Origin of the sequence: Streptomyces sp. NPDC006208 (assembly GCF_040613775.1) — a bacterium.
GTDB lineage: Bacteria > Actinomycetota > Actinomycetes > Streptomycetales > Streptomycetaceae > Streptomyces.
This window is the reverse complement of the sequence record NZ_JBEXSW010000013.1, coordinates 50637-70247: the sequence shown is the minus strand read 5'-3', so window position 1 is coordinate 70247 and position 19611 is coordinate 50637. Positions and strand designations below refer to the sequence as shown.

The window sequence follows — 19611 nt, the reverse complement described above, 5'->3', positions numbered from 1 at the left end:
GAATCGAGAAACGATGCCTGATCAGCCATGGACCGTCGTGGTGCGGCCCGCGCGCGGCGCGGCCCGTCGCCGGGTCGTCGCCGTGCCTCACGCGGGCGCCGGGCCGAACGCTCTGCTCCCGGTGCTGCGGCGGCTGCCCGACACCGTCGAGGTCGTCGGAGTGATCCTGCCGGGCCGGGAACGCCGGTTCGGTGAGAGCTTTGCCGCACTCCCCGACGACCCCGAGGGCGTGGTCGACGCCGTGGTCGGGGAACTGCGCGAGCTGCCACCGCTGCCCACGGTCCACTTCGGGCACAGCATGGGTGCCGTACTCGCGACGGCGATTGCCCTGGCCGCGCCGGAGCTGTGCCAGGGTCTCGTGCTGAGCGCCCGGCCTACCGCCGGGCCGCCCGCCGGGGTGGCGGGTGACTGGTCCGAGACCGAACTGCTCGACATCGTCAGGCGGGGCGGCGGCACGCCCGCGGAACTGCTCGACGACCCGTTCGTCCGGGAACACCTGCTGGGCGTGCTGCGGTGCGATCTGACGCTGGGGCGGCGGCTCGCCGATCGCAACGCCGGGCGCAGCGTGCCCGTGGCCGTGACCACGCTGGCGGGCCGGGAGGACGTGCTCGTCCCTGCGGCCGAACGCGCCCACGGCGCCGGGCCCTACGCCGCCGGTGTACGCGAACGGCTGTTTCCGGGCGGCCACTTCTATCTGCTGGACGAGACCAACCGGGACGCCGTGGCCGCCGAGATCACCGCGGCCTTCCCGCCCTCGGACCGGGACAGCGCCCGTGCCGCGGACCCGACCCGAGCCGCGGACCGGACCCGGACCGTCCTGGTCTGCCTGCCCTTCGCGGGCGCCGGAGCGTCGTTCTTCAAACCCTGGCAGGCGCACGCGCCCCAGGGCATCCAGGTGCTGCCGGTGCAACTGCCCGGGCGCGAGGAGCGCTTCACCGAGCCCGCGTACACCGACGCGGCCGCTGCCGCCGACGAGGTGTACGCCCGGCTGGCCGGCGCACTGCGCGGGGGTGCCCGGGTCGCGGTGTTCGGCCACAGCATGGGCGCCGTACTCGGGTTCGAACTCGCTCACCGGTTGGAGGCGGACGCCGGCGTGCGCTTCGAGCGCCTGGTCGTCAGCGGTGCGCCGGGGCCCTGGACCGGCCGCGCCGAGCACGCGCACGCACTGTCGGACGACGACTTCCTGGCCCGGGTACGCGTGTTCGCCGGTTATGCGCACCCGGCCCTCGAGAACGCGGAGATGCGCGAACTGCTGCTGCCCACGCTGCGGGCCGACGTCCGGCTGCACGAGACGTACGTGCCCTCCACCGACCGCCTCCTGTCGGTTCCGGTGACCTCCCTCCGAGGGCACGACGACGAACTCGTCAGCGCGTTCCAGGCCGCGCAGTGGTCGGCTGCGACGACCGGCAAGCTGACGACGCCCGAGCTCCCCGGCGGTCACATGTACCTCACGGAGAACGCGGCGACGGTGCTCGAACTGATCGCGGCGGAGCTCGGCACCGGCCGGGAAGCGGAACCGCGGTGACGGTGACCGGAAGACTGTCCGGCAAGACAGCGCTGATCACCGGGGCGGCGCGGGGCTTGGGGCGCGCCTGTGCGGTCGCCTTCGCCCGCGAGGGCGCGGACCTGATGCTCCTGGACGTGGCGGCGGACCTGCCTGGCGTGCCCTATCCGCTGGGTTCGGCGAGCCAGCTCGCGTACACCGCCGAACTCTGCCGCGACGAGGGCGTGTCGGTGCAGACGCGTCAGGTCGACGTGCGCGACCTGGCCCAGGTCGAGGCGGCGACGGCCGACTGTGTGGCCCGCTTCGGCCGGCTCGACGTACTCGTCAACAACGCGGGGATCGCCGCCCCGTCGGGCAAGGCCGCGCACGAGATCGAGGAGCACGAGTGGCAGCTCATGCTCGACGTGGACCTCTCCGGCGCCTGGCGCACCATCCGCGCGGCGGGCGGCCGGATGGCCGCACAGGGATGTGGCAGCATCGTCAACGTCGCCTCCACCGCAGGGCTCGTCGGCTACCGCCACTTCGCCGGCTATGTCGCCGCCAAGCACGGCCTGATCGGCCTGACCAAGGCCGTCGCGCTCGACTACGCACCGCGCAAGGTACGGGTCAACGCCCTGTGCCCGGGATCGGTCCGGGACGATCCGCAGGTGGAGGGCCGGATGCTCGCCGAGATCGCCCGATCCCTGGACGTACCCGTTGCCGAGCACGAGGAGACCTTTGTGCAGGCGCAGCCGATGAACGCCCTGATCGAGGCGGAGGATGTCGCCGCGGCGGCGGTCTGGCTGGCCTCGGACGAGTCCCGGCAGGTGACCGGAAGCGTACTGACCATCGACGGCGGCTTCACCGTCCGCTGACTCCGGAGACCGATCAGTGCCACTTCCCACCGCCCCCGTTGCCCCGGCCGCCCTTTCCCGGCTCCTTCCGGCGGACACCCCGCAGGCCGCCTTGTGCCACGCGCTGGCGGTGCGCCTGACGGACGAGGCCGACGATGTGGCCCGGCGCGTCCGTGACTTCGGCGACGCGCCGCACCGTTGGTGGCCGGACCGGGCCACGGGGCACTTCGTCCTGTGGAGCGAGACGGTGCCCGCGGCCGCCGGCAGCGAGCCGGCGGGCCGCAGGCTGCGGGCCGAGATGCACCGCCCGGCGAGCGGCCCCGGCCCGATGCTCCGGGCCGTCCTGCTGCGCTACGCCGACGGGCCCGCCGACCTGGTCCTGGTCGCCCACCGTGCCGTCGCGGACGTCCACTCGCTGCGGCTGATCGCCGATGTCCTACTGGGACGGATCGACGCCGACGATGTCACCGTGGCCCCGTCGGCCGGCCTGGCTCCCACCTCGCCGGCCGGCCTGTGTCCCGGCCCGCGTGCGGGCAGCGCCCGGATCGCATGGGCGGCCGGGGAGCGGAAGGCTCGCGAGCACACCGGGGTGGTGAGCGTGGCGCTCTCGGTGGCGTCCCCCGCCGTGCTCGTCGCGGCCGCCGCCCTGGTTCTCGGACGCCACGAGAACCGGGAGACCGTGCGGATCGGCGTGCTGACATCACCTTCCGACCGCCCGGAGCACCTGCTCGGCGCGCTGGACACGGCCCGCGTCCGCACGGTGGATCTCGCTCACGCAGGCACGGCAGGGGACCTTGTGGAGTCGGTACGCGCCGGGGCGATGGGCCCACGCGATGCCCCGGCGGACGCTCCGGCGGTCGGCGTGCTCGAGTCCGGGGCCGCCGACAGCCACGGCACACGCCAACTCGCGTGCCAGCAAGCGCCGTTTCCGCTGACGCTCACGGTGCGCGATGCCCCGGACGGCTCCCGGACCCTGGAGGTGCATCATCAGCTGCACCACATCGGGGTCTTTGCGGCGCGGTCGTTCGCCCGCCATGTCGCGTGGGTCCACCGCCGGTTGGCGGACGACCAGGACCTCCCGCTGACCGACATCGAGCTGCTCGACGCCGACGAGGCGGCGCGCCGGCTGGGACTCAACGCGTCGGAGCGGGACGTTCCCCACCGGCCTCGGCGGATCGACACCGCTTTCGACGAGCAGGCCGCGCGCTGTCCCGACTCCGTGGCGATCAGCCACGAAGCGAGCTCGCTGACCTACGCGGAGCTGAAGGAGCGGGCGGAACGGATCGCCGCCGGACTGCGTGCCGCCGGCGTGCGGCCGGGGGAGCGTGTAGGGATCTGCCTGGAGAGGTCCGCCGATCTGGTGGCCACCATGCTCGCGGTGCTGAAGGCCGATGCCGTGTACGTGCCGATGGATCCGGCGTATCCGGCAGAGCGTCTCGTCCGGACGGCGCACGACGCGGGGCTTCGCGTGACGGTGACGGACGCCGGCTTTCCCGCCGGTGCTCACATCCGCACGCCGAGCCCCGGCGAACTTCTCGCCCTGGCCGCTCGGTCGGTGGGATCCGGGCAGGCCCCGCCGCCTGAGCGGAGCCCGCAGGAGGCCGCGTACATCATCTACACCTCCGGCTCGACCGGCCGCCCCAAGGGCTGTGTGGTGCCGCACGCCAATGTCGCGGCCCTGCTGGACGCCACCCGGGACGACTTCGATCTGGGCCCCGGTGACACCTGGACGCTCTTCCACTCCAGCGCCTTCGACTTCTCCGTCTGGGAGATCTGGGGTGCGCTGCTGACCGGGGCGCGGCTCGTTGTCGTCCCCTACTGGGTCTCCCGCTCGCCCGACGAGTTCCATGACCTGCTGGTGCGCGAGCGCGTGAGTGTGCTCAACCAGACCCCCTCGGCGTTCGGTCAGCTCATGGAGGCCGACAGGCAACGGCCCGGGCCCGACCTTGCCCTGCGCCTGGTGGTGTTCGGCGGAGAGCCGCTCGACACGCGGGCTCTGCTCGGGTGGTTCGACCGCTACCCGGAGGACCGGTGCCGGCTGGTGAACATGTTCGGTATCACCGAGACGACCGTCCATGTGACGGCGCAGACGGTCACCCGCCGCGAGGCGATGACCGGGTCACGCTCGGTGGGCCGGCCGCTGCCCGGCTGGTACGTGTATGTGCTCGACGGACGGCTCCGTCCGGTGCCGGAAGGCGTGGCGGGAGAGATCTGGGTCGGTGGGGCGGGCGTGGCCCTGGAGTACCTGGGCCGTCCGGACCTGACCGCCGAGCGGTTCGTCGCCGATCCCCACCGGGGCGGCCGGCTGTACCGCAGCGGCGACCTCGGCAGACTCCTGCCCGACGGGACGCTGGAGCATCTGGGCCGGCTGGACCGGCAGGTCAAGGTGCGCGGCTTCCGGATCGAGCTCGACGAGATCCGCGCCGTACTGCTGGACGACCCCGTCGTCCTGGCGGCCGCGGTGGTACTGGGCGGTGGTCCGCGCGGCGACGCGGCAGCGGTCCGTATCGACGCCTATGCCGTACTCGACGGCGGAGCGGACACCGAGGCGGTACGGCGCCGGGCCGCGCGACTGCTCCCCGACCACATGGTGCCCACCACGTTGACCGCGATCCCCGAACTCCCGCTCACCGCCAACGGCAAGCTCGACCCGGCGCAACTGCCCGAGCCCGCCGTACCGGCCGCGACCCGCGTCACCACCCCGGCGGACCCCGCCCCCGCTTCCGGCCGCCGGCCCGGACCGGAAGAGGCCGACGCGGACCGGCTGACCGCCGCCCTGATCGAGGTCTGGGAGACGGTGCTGGGCGTTCCCGTCGGCCCCGACGACAACTTCTTCGACCTGGGCGGAAATTCGCTCCACGCGGTCCGGGTCGGCGCGACCATGCGTGAACGCGGACTCCCGGCGCTCACCCTGCGCCGGCTGTATCTGACGCCGACCGTCCGGGCCCTGAGCGAACTCCTCCGGGCGCCGGGCGGCTGAGCCCCCGTCCTCACTCACCCGCACGCATCCGGCGCGCGTCCGGGTGGTGACGGGCACATCAGGACGGCAGGACCGGCAGCAGCCCCAGCTGTTCGAGGAAGTCCAGCTGGTTGAAATAGACGCGGTAGTTGACGATCAGCCCGTCCTGGACCGTGGCGAAGTCGCAGCCGCGGATCCTGATGACGTTGCCGGTCGGCGGCAGCAGCTCTCCGGAGGACAGCTGCAGCGGCCCGGTGTTCCTGCCGCCGAAGATCCCTTCGTCGATCGCCGTGTTGCCCGACTCGTAGGCGGCCACCCGCTCGTAGGTGGTCTCCGACACCGCGTCCGTCATCTGGCGCCAGTACTCGACGATGTTGTCCCGTCCGGTGATCTCCCCGGCGTCCGGTGTGACGGCGACGGCGTCCTGCGCGAACAGCGCGGCGATGGCCTTGAGGTCCGGTGTCGGGGCCAGGGCCTCGGTGAGCCGGTCCATGACCTCACGTGCCTGTCCCATGATCCACCTCCTGGCCCAGGAACAGGGTGGTTCCTCCCTGATTTTCCCACAGAGGTGAAAGTGTCAGCCGAGCGCCTTGAGGAGCTCGGCCGCCACGGGAGCGGACGAGGCAGGGTTCTGGCCGGTCACCAGATTGCGGTCGACGACCACGTGCGCCGTCCACGGCTCGGCCTCCTGGAAGTCGGCCCCGAGCTCCACGAGGCGGTCCTGGAGCAGCCACTTCGCCTTGTCGGCGAAGCCGGCCTGGCTCTCCTCGGCGTTCGTGAAGCCGGTGAGCCGGTAGCCCGCGAAGGGCGAGCCGCCGTCGGCGTTCCGTGCAGCCAGCAGCGCGGCCGGTCCGTGGCAGACCACGGCGAGCGGCTTGCCGGACGCGAGGACGGCCGTCAGCAGCTCACCCGAGCCGGCGTGGACCGCCAGATCCTGCATCGGGCCGTGTCCGCCGGGGTAGAAGACGGCGTCGTACTCCGCCAGATCGACGTCCTCCAGCCTGATCGGCTGCTTCAGTTCCGTGATCGCCTCGAGCGCGTTCCTGGCCTTCTCGGCGCCGTCGTGGCCGCCGTGGACCGCCGGGTCCAGGCTCGCCTCGTCCACCGTCGGTACGACGCCGCCAGGGGTGGCCACCACGATCGTGTGGCCGGCCGCTTTCAGCGCCTCGGCGGGGGTGACGGCCTCCTCGGCCCAGAATCCGGTGGGGTGCTCGGTGCCGTCCGCCAGCGTCCAGGAGTCGGCGCCGGTCAGGACGAAAAGGATGTTTGCCATGTGCTCGACGGTAGATCGCCCATCGGCGGACATCCAATAGGAAGCCTGCTGTCTGCCATAGAATATCCAATGGGTTGCCTACACTGCTCGTATGGAACAAAAGGATTCCGATGGGTCGGCCGTAGCGCCCCGTCCGGGCGCGGCAGCGCCCGTGGACCTGAATCTGCTGCGTACCTTCCTCGCCGTGCACCGCTCCGGATCCTTCACGGCCGCCGCACATCTGGTGGGTCTGTCCCAGCCGACGGTGACCACCCAGATGCGCGCCCTGGAGCGAGCGCTGGGCCGTGAGCTGTTCGAGCGGCTGCCTCGCGGAGTCGCCCCCGCACCGTTCGCCGACGAGCTCGCCGCCCGGATCGGCACACCGCTCGACGACCTGGCCGCCGTCACCGGACAGGGAGGCTTCCACGAGGCGGGGCCCGTCGAGCCCGTCCATCTCGCGGGGCCGGCCGAGCTGCTGTGCGTACGCGCACTTCCCGCGCTCGCGCCCCTGGTCGCGGACGGCATACGACTGCGCGTGACCACCGGGCTGACCGACCCGCTCCTCGACGAGCTGCGCTCCGGCCGCCACGACCTGCTCATTTCCACCCACCGGCCGCGCGGGCGGGCGCTGACCGCCGTACCGATGACCGACGAGGAGTTCGTGCTCGTGGCCGCGCCGGTGTGGGCGGAGCGGATCGGGGGAGCGGACGGATCCGCCGCGGACATGCTGGCGGCCCTCCACGGCGTTCCCCTGATCAGCTACGCCGAGGATCTGCCCATCGCCCGCCGCTACTGGCGGCACGTCTTCGGCAAACGCCTCGGCAGCCACGCCGCCGTCACCGTCCCCGACCTTCGCGGCGTGCTCACCGCGGCCGTCGCGGGCGCCGGCTGGACCGTGCTGCCGCGCTATCTGTGCCTGGACGAACTCGCCTCCGGCGCGCTGGTCCTGCTCCATGACCCCGAGGACCCGCCGATCAACACCGGCTACCTCGTCCAGCGCCCCGGTTCCGCCGGCAACCCGCATGTCGCCCGCGTCCGCGACCACCTCCTCCAGGCCGCGCGCACCTGGTAGCGCGGGGGCGTGAGGATTGATGCGCTGCCGCGCGTGTGTGCGTCTGAAGTCCCGGATGTCCGTCATGCCACCGACGCTCCGGATGCCACCATGGTCCGACGCGGCCTCAGCGGCAGAGGACAAGATGGCCGCGATGCGGCGATCGGACACGGCCTTCGGACTGAACGGCACCGGCGGCCCGGCCGTACTGATCGCCGGCACCGACACCGGGACCGCCGTCCGTGCGGCCCGGCCGTCACCCGCCGTCAGGGCAGGAAGGGACAATCTGTGACACTGTCATCCTCGACCGACCGACTGGCTTCGCTGCGCGCGGATCTCGAGCGGCGCAACCCCGCGGAGCCGGAATTCCATCAGGCAGCACGGGAAGTGCTTGAGAGCCTGGCACCGGTGTTCGCGGCGCGTCCCGAGTACGCGCAGCCAGGGCTCATCGAGCGGATCTGCGAACCCGAGCGGCAGATCATCTTCCGGGTGCCCTGGCAGGACGATCGCGGTGACGTGCACGTCAACCGGGGATTCAGGGTCGAGTTCAACAGCGCGCTCGGCCCGTACAAGGGCGGCCTGCGCTTCCACCCATCGGTGAATCTGGGGGTCGTGAAGTTCCTCGGCTTCGAGCAGATCTTCAAGAACGCCCTCACCGGGCTGGGTATCGGGGGCGGCAAGGGCGGCAGCGACTTCGATCCCCGCGGCCGGTCGGACGCCGAAGTCATGCGCTTCTGCCAGTCGTTCATGACCGAGCTGCACCGGCACATCGGCGAGCACACCGATGTCCCGGCCGGTGACATCGGCGTCGGCGGTCGCGAGATCGGCTATCTCTTCGGCCAGTACCGTCGCATCACCAACCGCTGGGAGGCGGGTGTCCTCACCGGCAAGGGCCAGGCATGGGGCGGCTCGGCGATCCGCACCCAGGCCACCGGCTACGGCAGCGTGCTGTTCGCCGCCGAGATGCTCCGAGGCCGCGGCGAGGACCTCCAGGGCCAGACGGCCGTGGTCTCCGGCTCCGGCAATGTCGCCATCTACACCATCGAGATGCTCGGCCGCCGCGGCGCCCACCCGCTGACGTGCTCCGACTCCGAGGGCTATGTCGTGGACGAGAAGGGCATCGACCTCGAACTGCTCAAGCAGGTCAAGGAAGTCGAGCGCGCACGCATCAGCGAGTACGCGCAACGCCGCGGCGCCTCCGCCCAGTACGTGCACGGCGGCCGTGTATGGGACGTGGCCGCGGACCTCGCGTTCCCGTCGGCGACCCAGAACGAACTCCACGAGCGGGACGCGCTCGCCCTTGTGCGCAACGGGGTCAAGGCCGTCGCCGAGGGCGCGAACATGCCGACGACCCCGGAAGCGGTGCGCACGCTGCAGGACGCGGGGGTGGCGTTCGGCCCGGGCAAGGCCGCCAACGCCGGCGGCGTCGCCGTCAGCGCTCTGGAGATGCGCCAGAACGCCGCCAGGGACTCCTGGACCCCCGAGCGCGTCGAGGCCGAACTGACCGGGATCATGGGCGACATCCACCGCATCTGCCACGAGACGGCGGAGCGTTACGGGGTGCCCGGGGACTATGTGACCGGGGCCAATATCGCGGGGTTCGAGCGGGTCGCCGACGCGATGCTCGCGCAGGGGCTGATCTGACCGGCTGATCCGGCGGGCTGTTCGGCCAATGCGATCAGGGGGCGATCAGGGCTTCGTCGGACAGGGCGGGCCCCCGTGCCGCGCGGGCATCCGCGCGGCACGGGAGATCACCCAGCGGCCGCGATCACACGGCGGACCGTGAGCGGCAGCACGCTCGCGGCCCGCGCGTGCCGGACCCTATGCCGAGGCGCTGTTACGGCGCTTGAACCACAGCGCTCCGCCCGCGCCCAGGACGGCCACGGCAGCGATCACACCGACGATGACACCCGTGGTGCCGCTGTCGCTCTCCTTGCCGGCCTTCGCCGGCTGCGACGCCGATGACGCAGGAGACTTCGCGGGCGCGCTCCCGTCCGAGGACGGCTTGCCGTCCGTGGCCGGGCTTGTGCTCGGGCTCGGCGTGATCGGCTTCGCGCCGCGTGCGGCAGGCTCCAGCTTGAGCAGCGGTGCCGGATTCTCCACTTGCTCACCGTCGCCCGGCACCTCGATCCACCGCGCGACCTTCCCGTCGCCGTATGTCTCGACGGTCTTGAACGCCAGGGACGTCGCATCCGGCAACTGTCGTACGACGACGCTGTACTCGGCGTCCGTACCAGTCTGGAGCGTGGTGCCGCCCACCGTGTAACCCTCCGCGGTGGGTGTCAGCTTCCATCCCTTCGGGGCGTCCTTGAGCGTGACCGCGTCCGGTGCGATGCCCTCGGGCAGGACGATCCGCAGCTCCTTGATGCCGGCGGTGTCCGACTCGGCCTCGGAGGTGAAGGTCAGGGTGACGTTCTCGGCGAGCGCACGGGCGTCGGAGGCGGTCACCCCGGCGTGCGCGGCCGCGGTCGTCGCCCCGGCGACGACGGTGACCAGCGCGGCGGCGCTGACCAGCCCGAGGCGGCTGACGGACCGGGAGATGCGTGATGTGTTCATGTGTGCGGGCTCTTTCGGGTGCGGCGCTGATCGGCGCGTGACGAGGGGGACGGCGACGGAACACCCCGCCCCCGGTGGCCCCCTGCGCACCACGACATGAACAAGCCGCGCCCGCAGCGGGACAGGGCGACGGGCGGCGGGCATCGGCACGGCCTGCCGACCCGTCCGGTCGGCAGGCCGCAGCGACAGCCGCCCCGCCGCGGCGGCCAGTGCGACGGCGGCGGCCTCGACCCATCGCCCCGCGGCATGCGGCAGCTCGGACAGCCGCCGGTCGGCGCGCTGCATCAGCACGGCGACGGACGCGGCCGCCACGACATGCGCCACGAGCATCAGCGAGACGCTGTGGTGGGTCGCGTACTCCTGGCCCGCAGCCCCATGGGCCCGGTGCGCCGGTACTGCACTCGCCCCGGAACTCATGGACAGACCGCGGTGCAGCACCAGTTGCGCGGCGAGCGTCGCCGCCAGCACCGGGGCCGGCCTACGGGCACGCCCCGCACCCGGCAGGGCGGCGAGGAACACCATGACCCCCGCCCCCAGCAGCCGCGGCCACAGCACCGGGTCCTTCGATCCCAGATGATGGCCCGCCGCGGCCAGCACCGTACTGATCACCGCGAAGAGCCCAGCCCGCAGCCACCGCTCGGCCTGTCCGCCGTCGGCGGGGCAGCGGCTCACGGAGGGTGCGCAGGAGCGGGTGGTCGCGGTCATGCCGCGCCCATCATCCACGTCCTCGCCGCCCCGCACCGCCACATCCCGGCAATACGTATTCGCAGGCCCGGGGACTCAAGGCGTCCCCGAGCGGGGTCACGCCGCTTCGCGTCGGCCCCGTTGCGGGTCCACCCCCGCCGCTGAGGGACCGGGTCGTTGCCGCGGCCGCTGTGGAGCGGGTGCGGAGCAGGAGACAGGGCGCTCGGCCCCCGTGGTGCACCCCCTGGCGTAGGCTGGCCGCGCAGCTGGTTCGCCCCTGCCCTCCAGGCAGGAGCGTCGCAAGAGGGAACCCGGTGAGAATCCGGGACTGCCCCGCAGCGGTATGTGGGAACGATCGCCGTCATACGCACTGGATCCGTCGTACGGGTCCGGGAAGCGACGGCCAGTAGGTGCCTCGCCCGACATGAGGCGCGCCCATGAGTCCGAAGACCTGCCACTGCCCGTGTGCGACGACGCGCACGGAGATCTCGGTGACCTCGTGGGCGGGTCGGCGGTACGGGTGGCACGGCTGCCCCGTTCCTTCGCGCGCCCTATGCGGCCCGGGGTCGTCCCACGACTCGCGAAGGAGAGTTCCGTGACCAGTTCCGTGACCAGTTCGGTGACACCCACCGTGTACGGCCACCCCCGGCAGGGCCCGAACCGGGAGCTGAAGAAGGCCGTCGAAGGCTACTGGAAGGGCCGGGTCTCGGCGCAGGACCTGCACCGCACCGCCGCCCGGCTGCGCAGCGCCAACTGGCAGCAACTCGCCGACGCCGGCCTCCACGAGGTCCCGACCGGTGACTTCTCGTACTACGACCATGTCCTGGACACCAGTGTGATGGTCGGTGCGATCCCGGTCCGCCATCGCGCTGCCGTCCAAAAGGACGCGCTGGACGGGTACTTCGCCATGGCCCGCGGTGCCCAGGACGTGCTGCCGCTCGAGATGACCAAGTGGTTCGACACCAACTACCACTACCTCGTTCCCGAACTCGGGCCGTACACCGTCTTCCGCGCCGACTCCGGCAAACAGGTCGGTGAGTTCACCGAGGCGCGCGCCCTGGGCCTGACCGCCCGGCCCGTGCTGCTCGGGCCCGTGACGTATCTGCTGCTGGCCAAGCCCGCGCCGGGCGTCGCTCCCGACTTCGAACCTCTCACGCTGCTGGACCGGCTGCTGCCCGTCTACGCACAGGTGCTCTCCGAACTGCGCGCATCGGGCGCGGAGTGGGTGCAGCTCGACGAGCCCGCTCTCGTGCAGGACCGCACCCCGGCCGAGCTGAACGCGGCCGCACGCGCCTACCGCGAGCTGGGCGCGCTCATGGAGCGGCCGAAGCTGCTCGTCGCCTCGTACTTCGACCGGCTGGGCGAGGCCCTTCCCGTCCTCGCGAAGGCACCCGTCGACGGGCTGGCCATGGACTTCACGGGGCCCGCCGCAGGCAACCTCGACGACCTCGCGGCGGTCGGCGGGCTGCCCGGCAAGCGGCTGGTCGCGGGTGTCGTCGACGGACGCAACATCTGGATCAACGACTTCGAGAAGTCACTGGCCACACTCGGCACCCTGCTCGCTCTCGCCGACCGGGTCGACGTCTCCGCCTCCTGCTCCCTGCTGCACGTGCCGCTCGATGTCACCACCGAACGGGACATCGACCCGCACATCGCCCGCTGGCTCGCCTTCGCCCGGCAGAAGACCACCGAGACCGTCATCCTCGCCCGCGGGCTCGCCCGGGGCACGGACGCCATTGCCGCGGAACTTGCCGCCAACCGTGCCGCCCTGGCTTCACGCGCCGCCTCGGCACTCACCCACGACCCCGCCGTACGGGCCCGAACGGCCGCGGTCACCGGCGCGGACGCCCGCCGCCCGCAGCCGTACCCGGAGCGGGCCGTGGCGCAGCGCACCCACCTCGGTCTGCCGCTGTTGCCGACGACCACCATCGGCTCCTTCCCGCAGACCGGCGAGCTGCGCGCCGCACGGGCGGAGTTGCGGGCCGGCCGGATCGGGCAGGATGCGTACGAGGGGCGCATCGAGGCGGAGATCCGCGAGGTGATCGCCTTCCAGGAGAAGGCCGGCATCGACGTCCTGGTGCACGGCGAGCCCGAACGCAACGACATGGTCCAGTACTTCGCCGAGCAGCTCACCGGCTACCTCGCCACCCGGCACGGCTGGGTCCAGTCGTACGGCACCCGCTACGTCCGCCCGCCGATCCTCGCCGGTGACATCTCCCGCCCCGAGCCGATGACCCTGCGCTGGACGCGCTACGCCCAGTCGCTCACCGACCGCCCGGTCAAGGGCATGCTCACCGGCCCGGTCACCATGCTCGCCTGGTCCTTCGTCCGCGACGACCAGCCGCTCGGTGAGACCGCCCGCCAGGTCGCGCTGGCCCTGAGGGACGAGGTGAACGACCTCGAGGAGGCCGGCACATCGGTGATCCAGGTGGACGAGCCCGCCCTGCGCGAGACCCTGCCGCTGCGCAGCTCCGGCCGCGCCGCGTACCTGGCGTGGGCGACGGAGGCGTTCCGCCTGACCACCAGTGGCGTGCGTCCTGGGACCCAGATCCACACCCACATGTGCTATGCCGAGTTCGGCGACATCCTCCGGGCCATCGACGACCTCGATGCCGACGTCATCAGCCTGGAGGCAGCCCGCTCCCATATGCAGGTCGCCGACGAACTGGCCACGGCGGGGTACCCCCGCGAGGTCGGCCCCGGCGTGTACGACATCCACTCCCCGCGCGTCCCCGGTGTGGACGAGGCAGCCGACCTCCTGCACAAGGGCCTCCTGGCGATCCCGGCAGAGCGGTTGTGGGTGAACCCGGACTGCGGCCTGAAGACCCGCGGATGGCCGGAGACCAGGCAGTCGCTGGAGAACCTGGTCGCGGCGGCTCGCCGGGTGCGCACGGAGGTGGACGCGACAGGGGCATGACCCGTTAGCCGTTCGCCGGCCGGAGCCGGGTGTGCGCGGCACCGGCCCAGGGCATTGCGACCCGGGGGCCGTGAACGGCGGTGCGAGCAACTGGAGTCGGCGAGTGCGTGGCGCGCGGGCGCCGGCCGGCGGGGACCAGGCGGCAGGCGTGACCGCCTGGTCAACGGCCGATGGCCGACGGTCGCCGGAGCACTCGCCGGCGTTCCCCTGGGCTGCGGCGTACGGGAGCCGCGCGCGGGCCGCGTGCGGCGTTCCGGGTCCTGGCCCGTGGGCCCCGTGGTCCCCCGTCCCGGGGGCCACGGACCAGGGACCGCCCCGGGGCAGAAGCAACCCCCGGCCCCGCGCCCCGCGACATTGGGAGCGCTCCCGGTCCTACCGAATCAGACGTGGTGTCAACTTCCCCCTGTCGCCCCACGGTTCACGCCGTGCCCCGGCGGATCAGTTCCGTCCGCAGCACCACATTGCGCCACGCCGCTCCCGGGTCGGCCATCTGCTCGATCAGGACACCGGCCATCGTCCGGCCCATCTCCTCGACCGGCTGACGGACCGTCGTGAGCTGGGGGTCGGTGTGCTGGGCGAGCGGTGAGTCGTCGAACCCGATGACCGCCACATCGTCCGGCACCCGGCGTCCGGCCGCGCGCAGTGCGTGCAGCGCGCCCGCCGCCATCACGTCGGAGGCAGCGAAGACCGCGTCCAGGTCACCGTGGCGGCGCAGGAGTTCCGTCATGGCGTGGCGGCCGCTCTCCTCGGTGAAGTCGCCGGCGGCGACCCACGAGGGGTCGAAGTCCGGGCAGGAGGTGCGCACCGCCTCCTCGTAGCCGCGCAGCCGGCACTGGGCCACGTACATGTCGCCGGGGCCGGTGATCGTGACGATCTTGCGGCGCCCGATCGCGGACAGGTGCCGCACCGCGAGCCGCGCGCCGCCCGCGTTGTCGGAGTCGACGTACGAGACCGTCTCGTCGCCGCCGCGGCGGCCGTTGAGGACGGTCGGCATGTCCATCTCGGAGAGCAGGTCGGGCAGCGGGTCGCTGCGGTGCACCGAGACCAGCAGTACGCCGTCGATGCGCCTGGCCCTGGCGTACTGCAGGAACCGGGTGCGTTCCCGCTCCGACCGCACCAAGGTCAGCAGGAGCTGCAGTTCGGTGTCGGCGAGCCCGATGCCGACACCATGGATGATCTCGGAGAAGTACGGCTCGGTGAAGAAGCGCTTCTCGGTCTCGGGGACCACCAGCGCCACCGCGTCGGTACGGCTGCCGGCAAGCGCGCGAGCGGCATGGTTGGGTACATAGCCCAGCTCGACGATGGCCTGCTCGACGGCGTGGCGCGTGGAGTCCCGCACCCCCGGCGACTTGTTGATCACCCGTGACACGGTGCCCCGCCCGACCCCGGCCAGTGCGGCCACCTGCTCGAGCGTGGGCTGGCTCGGGCGCCCCCGTGCTGCCATGCGTGACCTCCGTTGAGGGATGGTGCCGTTCTGTCGATTCTCTCCGCAAAGACGCGCTCGGGGGAGTCGGGAGCGCTCCCATTATTGGGTGGCGCGCTCCGGCTTGTCGAGGAGTGGCCGCAGGGACGCCGCGCGTCGTCAACTGCCCTTGCGTACTGGGAAGTAGGGTTGCGGGCATGGGGGTAACCAAGGCAGTGATCACCGTCAGGTCGTTCGACCGCCCGGCGGAGTGGGCCCTGTTCGACCCGAAGACCGGCGAACTCGACCCGCGGCAGCGGGGCGACACGGCGGACGGGGCCGGTGTCTACGGCGAGCCGGCCGGGGTGCTGGTGGTGCTCTACCGGGAGCGGGGAATCCTGCGGCTGCGCCTGGGGAAGCAGGACTTCGTCGCCGACGGCGAACTGGAGGTCCACTACATGCGGGAGGGCAACCGCTGCGTGCTGACCGTCGGCGGCACGACCCTCGGGTACGCGGCACCCGGCTCCGCCGCCGACGCGGCCGAGGACCCCATGCTGCCCTTCCTGGAGGGCGAGCGCTCCGACCTGGGGTTGTTCGTGGTCGACGTGCTCGGCGACCCGGCCCGTATGCACACCATCTACCGCCCGGACAGGACCTAGTGCTGGATTCCTCAAGGGGTGTACACGTATCGGCGTCGTCGTGTGCGGGTCGGTGGTGCTGATCTTGCCCATCTCCCAGGCCGGGCCCGGGAGTCGAACCGGGACAGTGCGAGGCGGGCGCCACCTGGCGCTCCACCTCGGTGCTGCGGAAGGACGGCAACGCCTTCCAGGCTCTGCTGTGGCACCCCGAGCCGGCTGACACCAACGGCTGTGTCGCCCTCAGGGGCCGAGGCCTGGGACGCCGCGGGCAACCGCACCGTCCAGACGATCACCCGGGCCTACGCCCTGAAGTGCGGCAGCAGTGTGAAGGCTGCTGCCGCCGGGCGTGGTGGGACGCTGCCATGAGCTGTCTCGCTAGAGCGAGCAGAAGCGGTGCGTCCGCAAGGACCTCAGCACGTGGTGCCGCGGGCAGCCGCGCCGCACTCCGGGCCGGTGCGGTTGTCGCGCAAGAGGGGGGTGCGCCATTCCGGCGAGCGGCCGAGAGCCGCAAGGATCTTCTCCAGTGTGCCCGCGTCGTCGTCCGCGGCCAGCCCCGGACCGAAGGCGCTGCCCGGGGCGAGCCGGGAGTCGCCGTCCGGGACGGCACGGGCTATCGGCAGTGCGGCCTGCAGGAGTTCGGGGGAGGGAGCGTACGTGATGCCCAGGGCGCGGGCGACGTCCCAGCTGTGCACCACGTAGTCGATGAGGTGGAAGCCGAGCGCGAGGGCGGCGGGGAAGGTCCGGGCGCGGGTGATTTCCGGGAGGGTGAACTCGCGGTCGGGGCTCTCCAAGGTCGCGAACGCGGCGATGACGCTCTCGGCTGCGTCACTGTATTGCGTGACGGGATCCTCGCCGAGCGGCCGGGCCGACCAGTGCGACAGGTCCTGCCCGTGCCCGAGCGCTGCCGCCGCGAATCCGTGGTGCTGGGCCGTCATATGGGCGAGCAGTTCGGCCAGTGTCCACGCCGAGCAGGGGGTTGGCCTGAGGAGATCGCCGGGGGTCGTCCGGCGTATCAGGTTCACGCTGTCCCGGACCGCCTGGGCATCGAGGCGCCGGAGGCGTGCGAAGTCCGCGTGCGGTGAGGGCGCGTCCGACTGATTGATAAGCATGTGCTTACGATCTGCGTGAGCGTATGAATTGTCAACGGGTATTTTCTTGACCATGGCCGAGAATGCAGCCGACAACGGCACCACATCCGGGGGGCGGCCGACCCGTCCCGATCTGGCGGCGATGATCGTGCCCCTGGGCCGTGCGCTCATGGCGGCCGAGCGGCCGATCCTCGACGCGCACGGTCTGACGATGTGGGCCTACTCGGTACTGCTGCACCTCGACGAGTCACCGCTCCGCACTCAAGCCGCGCTGGCCGAGGCCATCCGCGCGGACAAGACCCGCATCATCGCCGTCCTGGACGACCTGGAGGCGAGGGAGTTGATCCGCCGTCAGCCGGACCCCAAGGACCGACGGGTACGCCTGCTGTCGCTCACCGCCGCGGGCCAACGGCTGAGGGATGCGGTACAGGCTGCGATCCAGCAAGGTGAGGAGCAATTGCTCACCCAGCTGTCGGCCGCCGACCGGGCCGGATTCCTGAAGGGGCTGCAGGCCCTGTCCGCGCTGCCGGAACCGATGTCGCGGAAGCCTGGAGGGGACTCACCGCGATCCTCGTCCGGACCCGACGCCGACCGAAGGGCCTAGACCCGCTCGCAGGCGGCGCGCAGGCCCGGCCGGTCGATGAACTCGGTGTGCGTGCCCGCCGAGCCGCAGGCGAAAGCCCCGGAGACGGAACCGGCCAGCACGCACTCCTCGACCTCACGCCCCTGGAACAGCATGTGCAGGAAGGCGGTGACGAAGGCGTCCCCCGCCCCGTTGGTGTCGACCACGGGGCGCTCGGGGCGCACCGCGGGGAAGTGGCGCACCTGCCGCTCGCCGCGCACCAGCACATGGCAGCCGTCGGCTCCGTCGGTGGCCACCACCAGCCGTGCCCGGCCCTCGTCGAGGATCGCGTGCAGGACCTCGTCGAGCCGGTCGTGGATCGCGGCGGCGCTCAGGAAGACGTAGTCGGACGCCAAGGCGTACGTGCGGTGGTGCGGATTGCGGCCGTCCCAGTCGTGCAGATCGGTGGAGCTGGTCACCCCGAGCCGGTGGATGTCCTCGTACATGTCCCGGTTGTGGCCGACGATCGAGAGATGGACGTGGCGGGCGCGTTCCAGGTACGGCAGGTAGAAGTCGCGCGGCAGCCGTAGATCGGCCGGGTGGCGGCCGTCGTAGAACGAGAAACGGCGGCCTTTGCGGTCGACGAGATTGACTCCGCGCGGAGTGCCGTGCGGCGAGACGACATGGCTGAAGTCGAGGCCGCCGGCGGCGTACGCGGCCAGCACCGCCCGGCCCTGCGGATCGTCGCCGAGGAAGTCGATGAACTTGGTGGCCAGGCCCAGCGCATGGCAGCCCAGCGCCACACCGTTCCCGGTGTGGCCCACGTAGTCGTGCACCGGCGGTACGAACACCGAGTCGCCCGGGGGCAGGTGAAGCGCCTCGACCCGGACGATCGTGTCCACTCCGGCGCCGCCGACCACCAGCATGTCGTAGGCCGGTTCACTCACGTCAGACGCCTCGCTCCGCGACGGCGGCGCGCTTGGCGCCGGAGGCGGTCGATCCGCGCACCACGAGCTCCGGCATGAAGACGAACTCGCTGTGCGGGGCCGGTGTACCGCCGATCTCCTCCAGCAGCGCACGCACCGCCGCCTGTCCCATCGCCTGGACCGGCTGGCGGATGGTGGTCAGCGGGGGATCGGTGAACGCTATGAGGGGCGAGTCGTCGAAGCCGACCACCGAGATGTCCTTGGGGACGTTCAGCCCCTGCTGCCGGGCGGCCCGGATCGCGCCCAGCGCCATCATGTCGCTGGCGCACACGATCGCCGTGCAACCCCGGGCGATCAGCGCGGTCGCGGCGGCCTGACCGCCCTCCAGGGAGTACAGCGAGTGCTGGATCAGCGCCGCGGACTCCTCCGGGGCGAGTCCGAGCTTCTCCTTCATGCCGAGCTGGAAGCCCTCGATCTTGCGGAGCACCGGCACGAACCGCCGGGGGCCGAGTGCCAGACCGATCCGGGTGTGGCCGAGCGAGACCAGATGCGTGACGGCCAGCTGCATCGCCGCCCGGTCGTCGGGCGAGACGAAAGGAGCCTGGACGTGCTCGGAGAATCCGTTGACAAGAACAAAGGGGACGCCCTGGCCACGCAGCAGGTCGTAGCGCTGCATGTCCGCGGTGGTGTCGGCGTGCAGACCGGAGACGAAGAGGATCCCGGAGACACCGCGGTCCACCAGCATCTCGGTGAGCTCGTCCTCGGTCGATCCGCCGGGGGTCTGGGTGGCGAGCACCGGGGTGTAGCCCTGGCGAGTCAGTGCCTGACCGATCACCTGGGCGAAGGCGGGGAAGATCGGGTTGTCCAGCTCCGGCGTTATCAGACCGATCAGACCGGCGCTGCGGCGGCGCAGGCGCACGGGCCGCTCGTAACCGAGGACGTCGAGCGCGGCAAGCACGGATTCGCGGGTGCCCGCGGCCACACCGGGCTTGCCGTTGAGTACGCGGCTCACCGTGGCTTCACTGACCCCCGCCTGGGCTGCGATGTCGGAGAGCCGCGCGGTCATGGGAGTGGACTGTACCTGTCGCATGTCAGCTTGCCCACCGGGTGCGGAAATCTGCCCCTCGCCGCGGCATCGGCGGCCTCAGCAGCGTGGATGGTGTGCGCGGCATGAATCGACCCCTTTCGGACGGCCAGGACACGAACGTAACAGGCTTGCAAACTCTTGCGGAAGGCTTG

The 19611-nt window shown here is 71.8% G+C and carries 16 protein-coding genes, 1 pseudogene and 1 riboswitch; of the genes and pseudogenes, 10 read left to right on the top strand and 7 right to left on the bottom strand.

The genetic code is table 11. The features are described 5' to 3' along the window. Positions 1-13 precede the first annotated feature (13 nt). From ABZ208_RS12855 to ABZ208_RS12840, 4 genes and pseudogenes are all read left to right on the top strand, one after another. Positions 14-730 (top strand): annotated as a pseudogene (locus tag ABZ208_RS12855) (thioesterase domain-containing protein); the annotation flags it as partial. Positions 731-817: 87 nt separating this feature from the next. Beyond that, positions 818-1525, top strand: coding sequence for an alpha/beta fold hydrolase (locus ABZ208_RS12850; protein WP_356909598.1), 708 nt, complete (start codon positions 818-820; stop codon positions 1523-1525). Positions 1526-1527: 2 nt separating this feature from the next. After that, entirely contained in the window at positions 1528-2358 is an 831-nt protein-coding gene (locus ABZ208_RS12845; protein WP_356909506.1) for an SDR family oxidoreductase, read from the top strand. A gap of 16 nt (positions 2359-2374) precedes the next feature. After that, positions 2375-5317, top strand: coding sequence for an amino acid adenylation domain-containing protein (locus ABZ208_RS12840; protein WP_356909505.1), 2943 nt, complete (start codon positions 2375-2377; stop codon positions 5315-5317). Between the two features lie 58 nt (positions 5318-5375). On the opposite strand, the gene ABZ208_RS12835 is transcribed toward ABZ208_RS12840, so the two are convergent. Further along, complete coding sequence (locus tag ABZ208_RS12835) at positions 5376-5810, bottom strand: nuclear transport factor 2 family protein (RefSeq protein ID WP_328395195.1); 435 nt, start codon at positions 5808-5810, stop codon at positions 5376-5378. A 63-nt stretch (positions 5811-5873) separates the two neighbouring features. Beyond that, a complete protein-coding gene (locus ABZ208_RS12830) occupies positions 5874-6569 on the bottom strand; it encodes a type 1 glutamine amidotransferase domain-containing protein (protein ID WP_356909504.1) in 696 nt (231 codons plus the stop codon). A gap of 91 nt (positions 6570-6660) precedes the next feature. Here ABZ208_RS12830 and ABZ208_RS12825 point away from each other — a divergent pair, with 91 nt between their 5' ends. The 3 genes from ABZ208_RS12825 to gdhA all read left to right on the top strand — a co-directional run bounded on the left by ABZ208_RS12825 (position 6661) and on the right by gdhA (position 9243). Continuing rightward, positions 6661-7620, top strand: coding sequence for a LysR family transcriptional regulator (locus tag ABZ208_RS12825; RefSeq protein WP_356909503.1), 960 nt, complete (start codon positions 6661-6663; stop codon positions 7618-7620). A 133-nt stretch (positions 7621-7753) separates the two neighbouring features. Beyond that, positions 7754-7891 carry a hypothetical protein gene (locus ABZ208_RS12820; RefSeq protein ID WP_356909502.1) on the top strand — a complete coding sequence of 46 codons (138 nt, stop codon included), beginning with the start codon at positions 7754-7756 and terminating at the stop codon, positions 7889-7891. After that, positions 7888-9243, top strand: coding sequence for an NADP-specific glutamate dehydrogenase (gene gdhA, locus ABZ208_RS12815; protein ID WP_356909501.1), 1356 nt, complete (start codon positions 7888-7890; stop codon positions 9241-9243). Before ABZ208_RS12820 ends, gdhA begins: the two co-directional genes overlap by 4 nt. Positions 9244-9420: 177 nt before the next feature. Here gdhA and ABZ208_RS12810 read toward each other — a convergent pair whose 3' ends face one another. After that, positions 9421-10860: a DUF1775 domain-containing protein gene (locus tag ABZ208_RS12810; protein ID WP_356909500.1), complete on the bottom strand. Its 1440-nt coding sequence runs from the start codon at positions 10858-10860 to the stop codon at positions 9421-9423. A 229-nt stretch (positions 10861-11089) separates the two neighbouring features. After that, positions 11090-11313, top strand: a riboswitch (cobalamin riboswitch). Between the two features lie 79 nt (positions 11314-11392). On the opposite strand from ABZ208_RS12810, the gene metE reads away from it, so the two are divergent. Beyond that, positions 11393-13756, top strand: coding sequence for a 5-methyltetrahydropteroyltriglutamate--homocysteine S-methyltransferase (gene metE, locus ABZ208_RS12805; RefSeq protein ID WP_356909597.1), 2364 nt, complete (start codon positions 11393-11395; stop codon positions 13754-13756). A 418-nt stretch (positions 13757-14174) separates the two neighbouring features. Here the strand turns inward: metE and ABZ208_RS12800 are convergent, their stop codons facing one another. Then, positions 14175-15200 carry a LacI family DNA-binding transcriptional regulator gene (locus tag ABZ208_RS12800; protein ID WP_356909499.1) on the bottom strand — a complete coding sequence of 342 codons (1026 nt, stop codon included), beginning with the start codon at positions 15198-15200 and terminating at the stop codon, positions 14175-14177. A gap of 176 nt (positions 15201-15376) precedes the next feature. On the opposite strand from ABZ208_RS12800, the gene ABZ208_RS12795 reads away from it, so the two are divergent. Next, a complete protein-coding gene (locus ABZ208_RS12795; RefSeq protein ID WP_356909498.1) occupies positions 15377-15817 on the top strand; it encodes a hypothetical protein in 441 nt (146 codons plus the stop codon). Positions 15818-16206: 389 nt separating this feature from the next. On the opposite strand, the gene ABZ208_RS12790 is transcribed toward ABZ208_RS12795, so the two are convergent. Then, a complete protein-coding gene (locus tag ABZ208_RS12790; protein ID WP_356909497.1) occupies positions 16207-16905 on the bottom strand; it encodes a TIGR03086 family metal-binding protein in 699 nt (232 codons plus the stop codon). Positions 16906-16957: 52 nt separating this feature from the next. On the opposite strand from ABZ208_RS12790, the gene ABZ208_RS12785 reads away from it, so the two are divergent. Beyond that, positions 16958-17488 (top strand): MarR family transcriptional regulator, encoded by a 531-nt coding sequence (locus ABZ208_RS12785; RefSeq protein WP_356909496.1) that lies wholly within the window; start codon positions 16958-16960, stop codon positions 17486-17488. Here the strand turns inward: ABZ208_RS12785 and ABZ208_RS12780 are convergent. Together ABZ208_RS12780 and ABZ208_RS12775 are read right to left on the bottom strand one after the other, a co-directional pair. Then, positions 17485-18372, bottom strand: coding sequence for a carbohydrate kinase family protein (locus ABZ208_RS12780; protein ID WP_356909596.1), 888 nt, complete (start codon positions 18370-18372; stop codon positions 17485-17487). The genes ABZ208_RS12785 and ABZ208_RS12780 overlap by 4 nt on opposite strands. A gap of 22 nt (positions 18373-18394) precedes the next feature. Beyond that, a complete protein-coding gene (locus ABZ208_RS12775; protein WP_356909495.1) occupies positions 18395-19438 on the bottom strand; it encodes a LacI family DNA-binding transcriptional regulator in 1044 nt (347 codons plus the stop codon). Positions 19439-19611 lie beyond the last annotated feature (173 nt).

Bases quoted from the DNA above. Each gene is read 5' to 3' on its own strand.
- ABZ208_RS12835 (WP_328395195.1), bottom strand. From the start codon at position 5,810: ATGGGACAGGCACGTGAGGTCATGGACCGGCTCACCGAGGCCCTGGCC.
- ABZ208_RS12830 (WP_356909504.1), bottom strand. From the start codon at position 6,569: ATGGCAAACATCCTTTTCGTCCTGACCGGCGCCGACTCCTGGACGCTG.
- ABZ208_RS12825 (WP_356909503.1), top strand. From the start codon at position 6,661: ATGGAACAAAAGGATTCCGATGGGTCGGCCGTAGCGCCCCGTCCGGGC.
- ABZ208_RS12820 (WP_356909502.1), top strand. From the start codon at position 7,754: ATGCGGCGATCGGACACGGCCTTCGGACTGAACGGCACCGGCGGCCCG.
- ABZ208_RS12810 (WP_356909500.1), bottom strand. From the start codon at position 10,860: ATGACCGCGACCACCCGCTCCTGCGCACCCTCCGTGAGCCGCTGCCCC.
- metE (WP_356909597.1), top strand. From the start codon at position 11,393: ATGCGGCCCGGGGTCGTCCCACGACTCGCGAAGGAGAGTTCCGTGACC.
- ABZ208_RS12800 (WP_356909499.1), bottom strand. From the start codon at position 15,200: ATGGCAGCACGGGGGCGCCCGAGCCAGCCCACGCTCGAGCAGGTGGCC.
- ABZ208_RS12795 (WP_356909498.1), top strand. From the start codon at position 15,377: ATGGGGGTAACCAAGGCAGTGATCACCGTCAGGTCGTTCGACCGCCCG.
- ABZ208_RS12790 (WP_356909497.1), bottom strand. From the start codon at position 16,905: ATGCTTATCAATCAGTCGGACGCGCCCTCACCGCACGCGGACTTCGCA.
- ABZ208_RS12785 (WP_356909496.1), top strand. From the start codon at position 16,958: ATGGCCGAGAATGCAGCCGACAACGGCACCACATCCGGGGGGCGGCCG.
- ABZ208_RS12780 (WP_356909596.1), bottom strand. From the start codon at position 18,372: ATGCTGGTGGTCGGCGGCGCCGGAGTGGACACGATCGTCCGGGTCGAG.
- ABZ208_RS12775 (WP_356909495.1), bottom strand. From the start codon at position 19,438: ATGACCGCGCGGCTCTCCGACATCGCAGCCCAGGCGGGGGTCAGTGAA.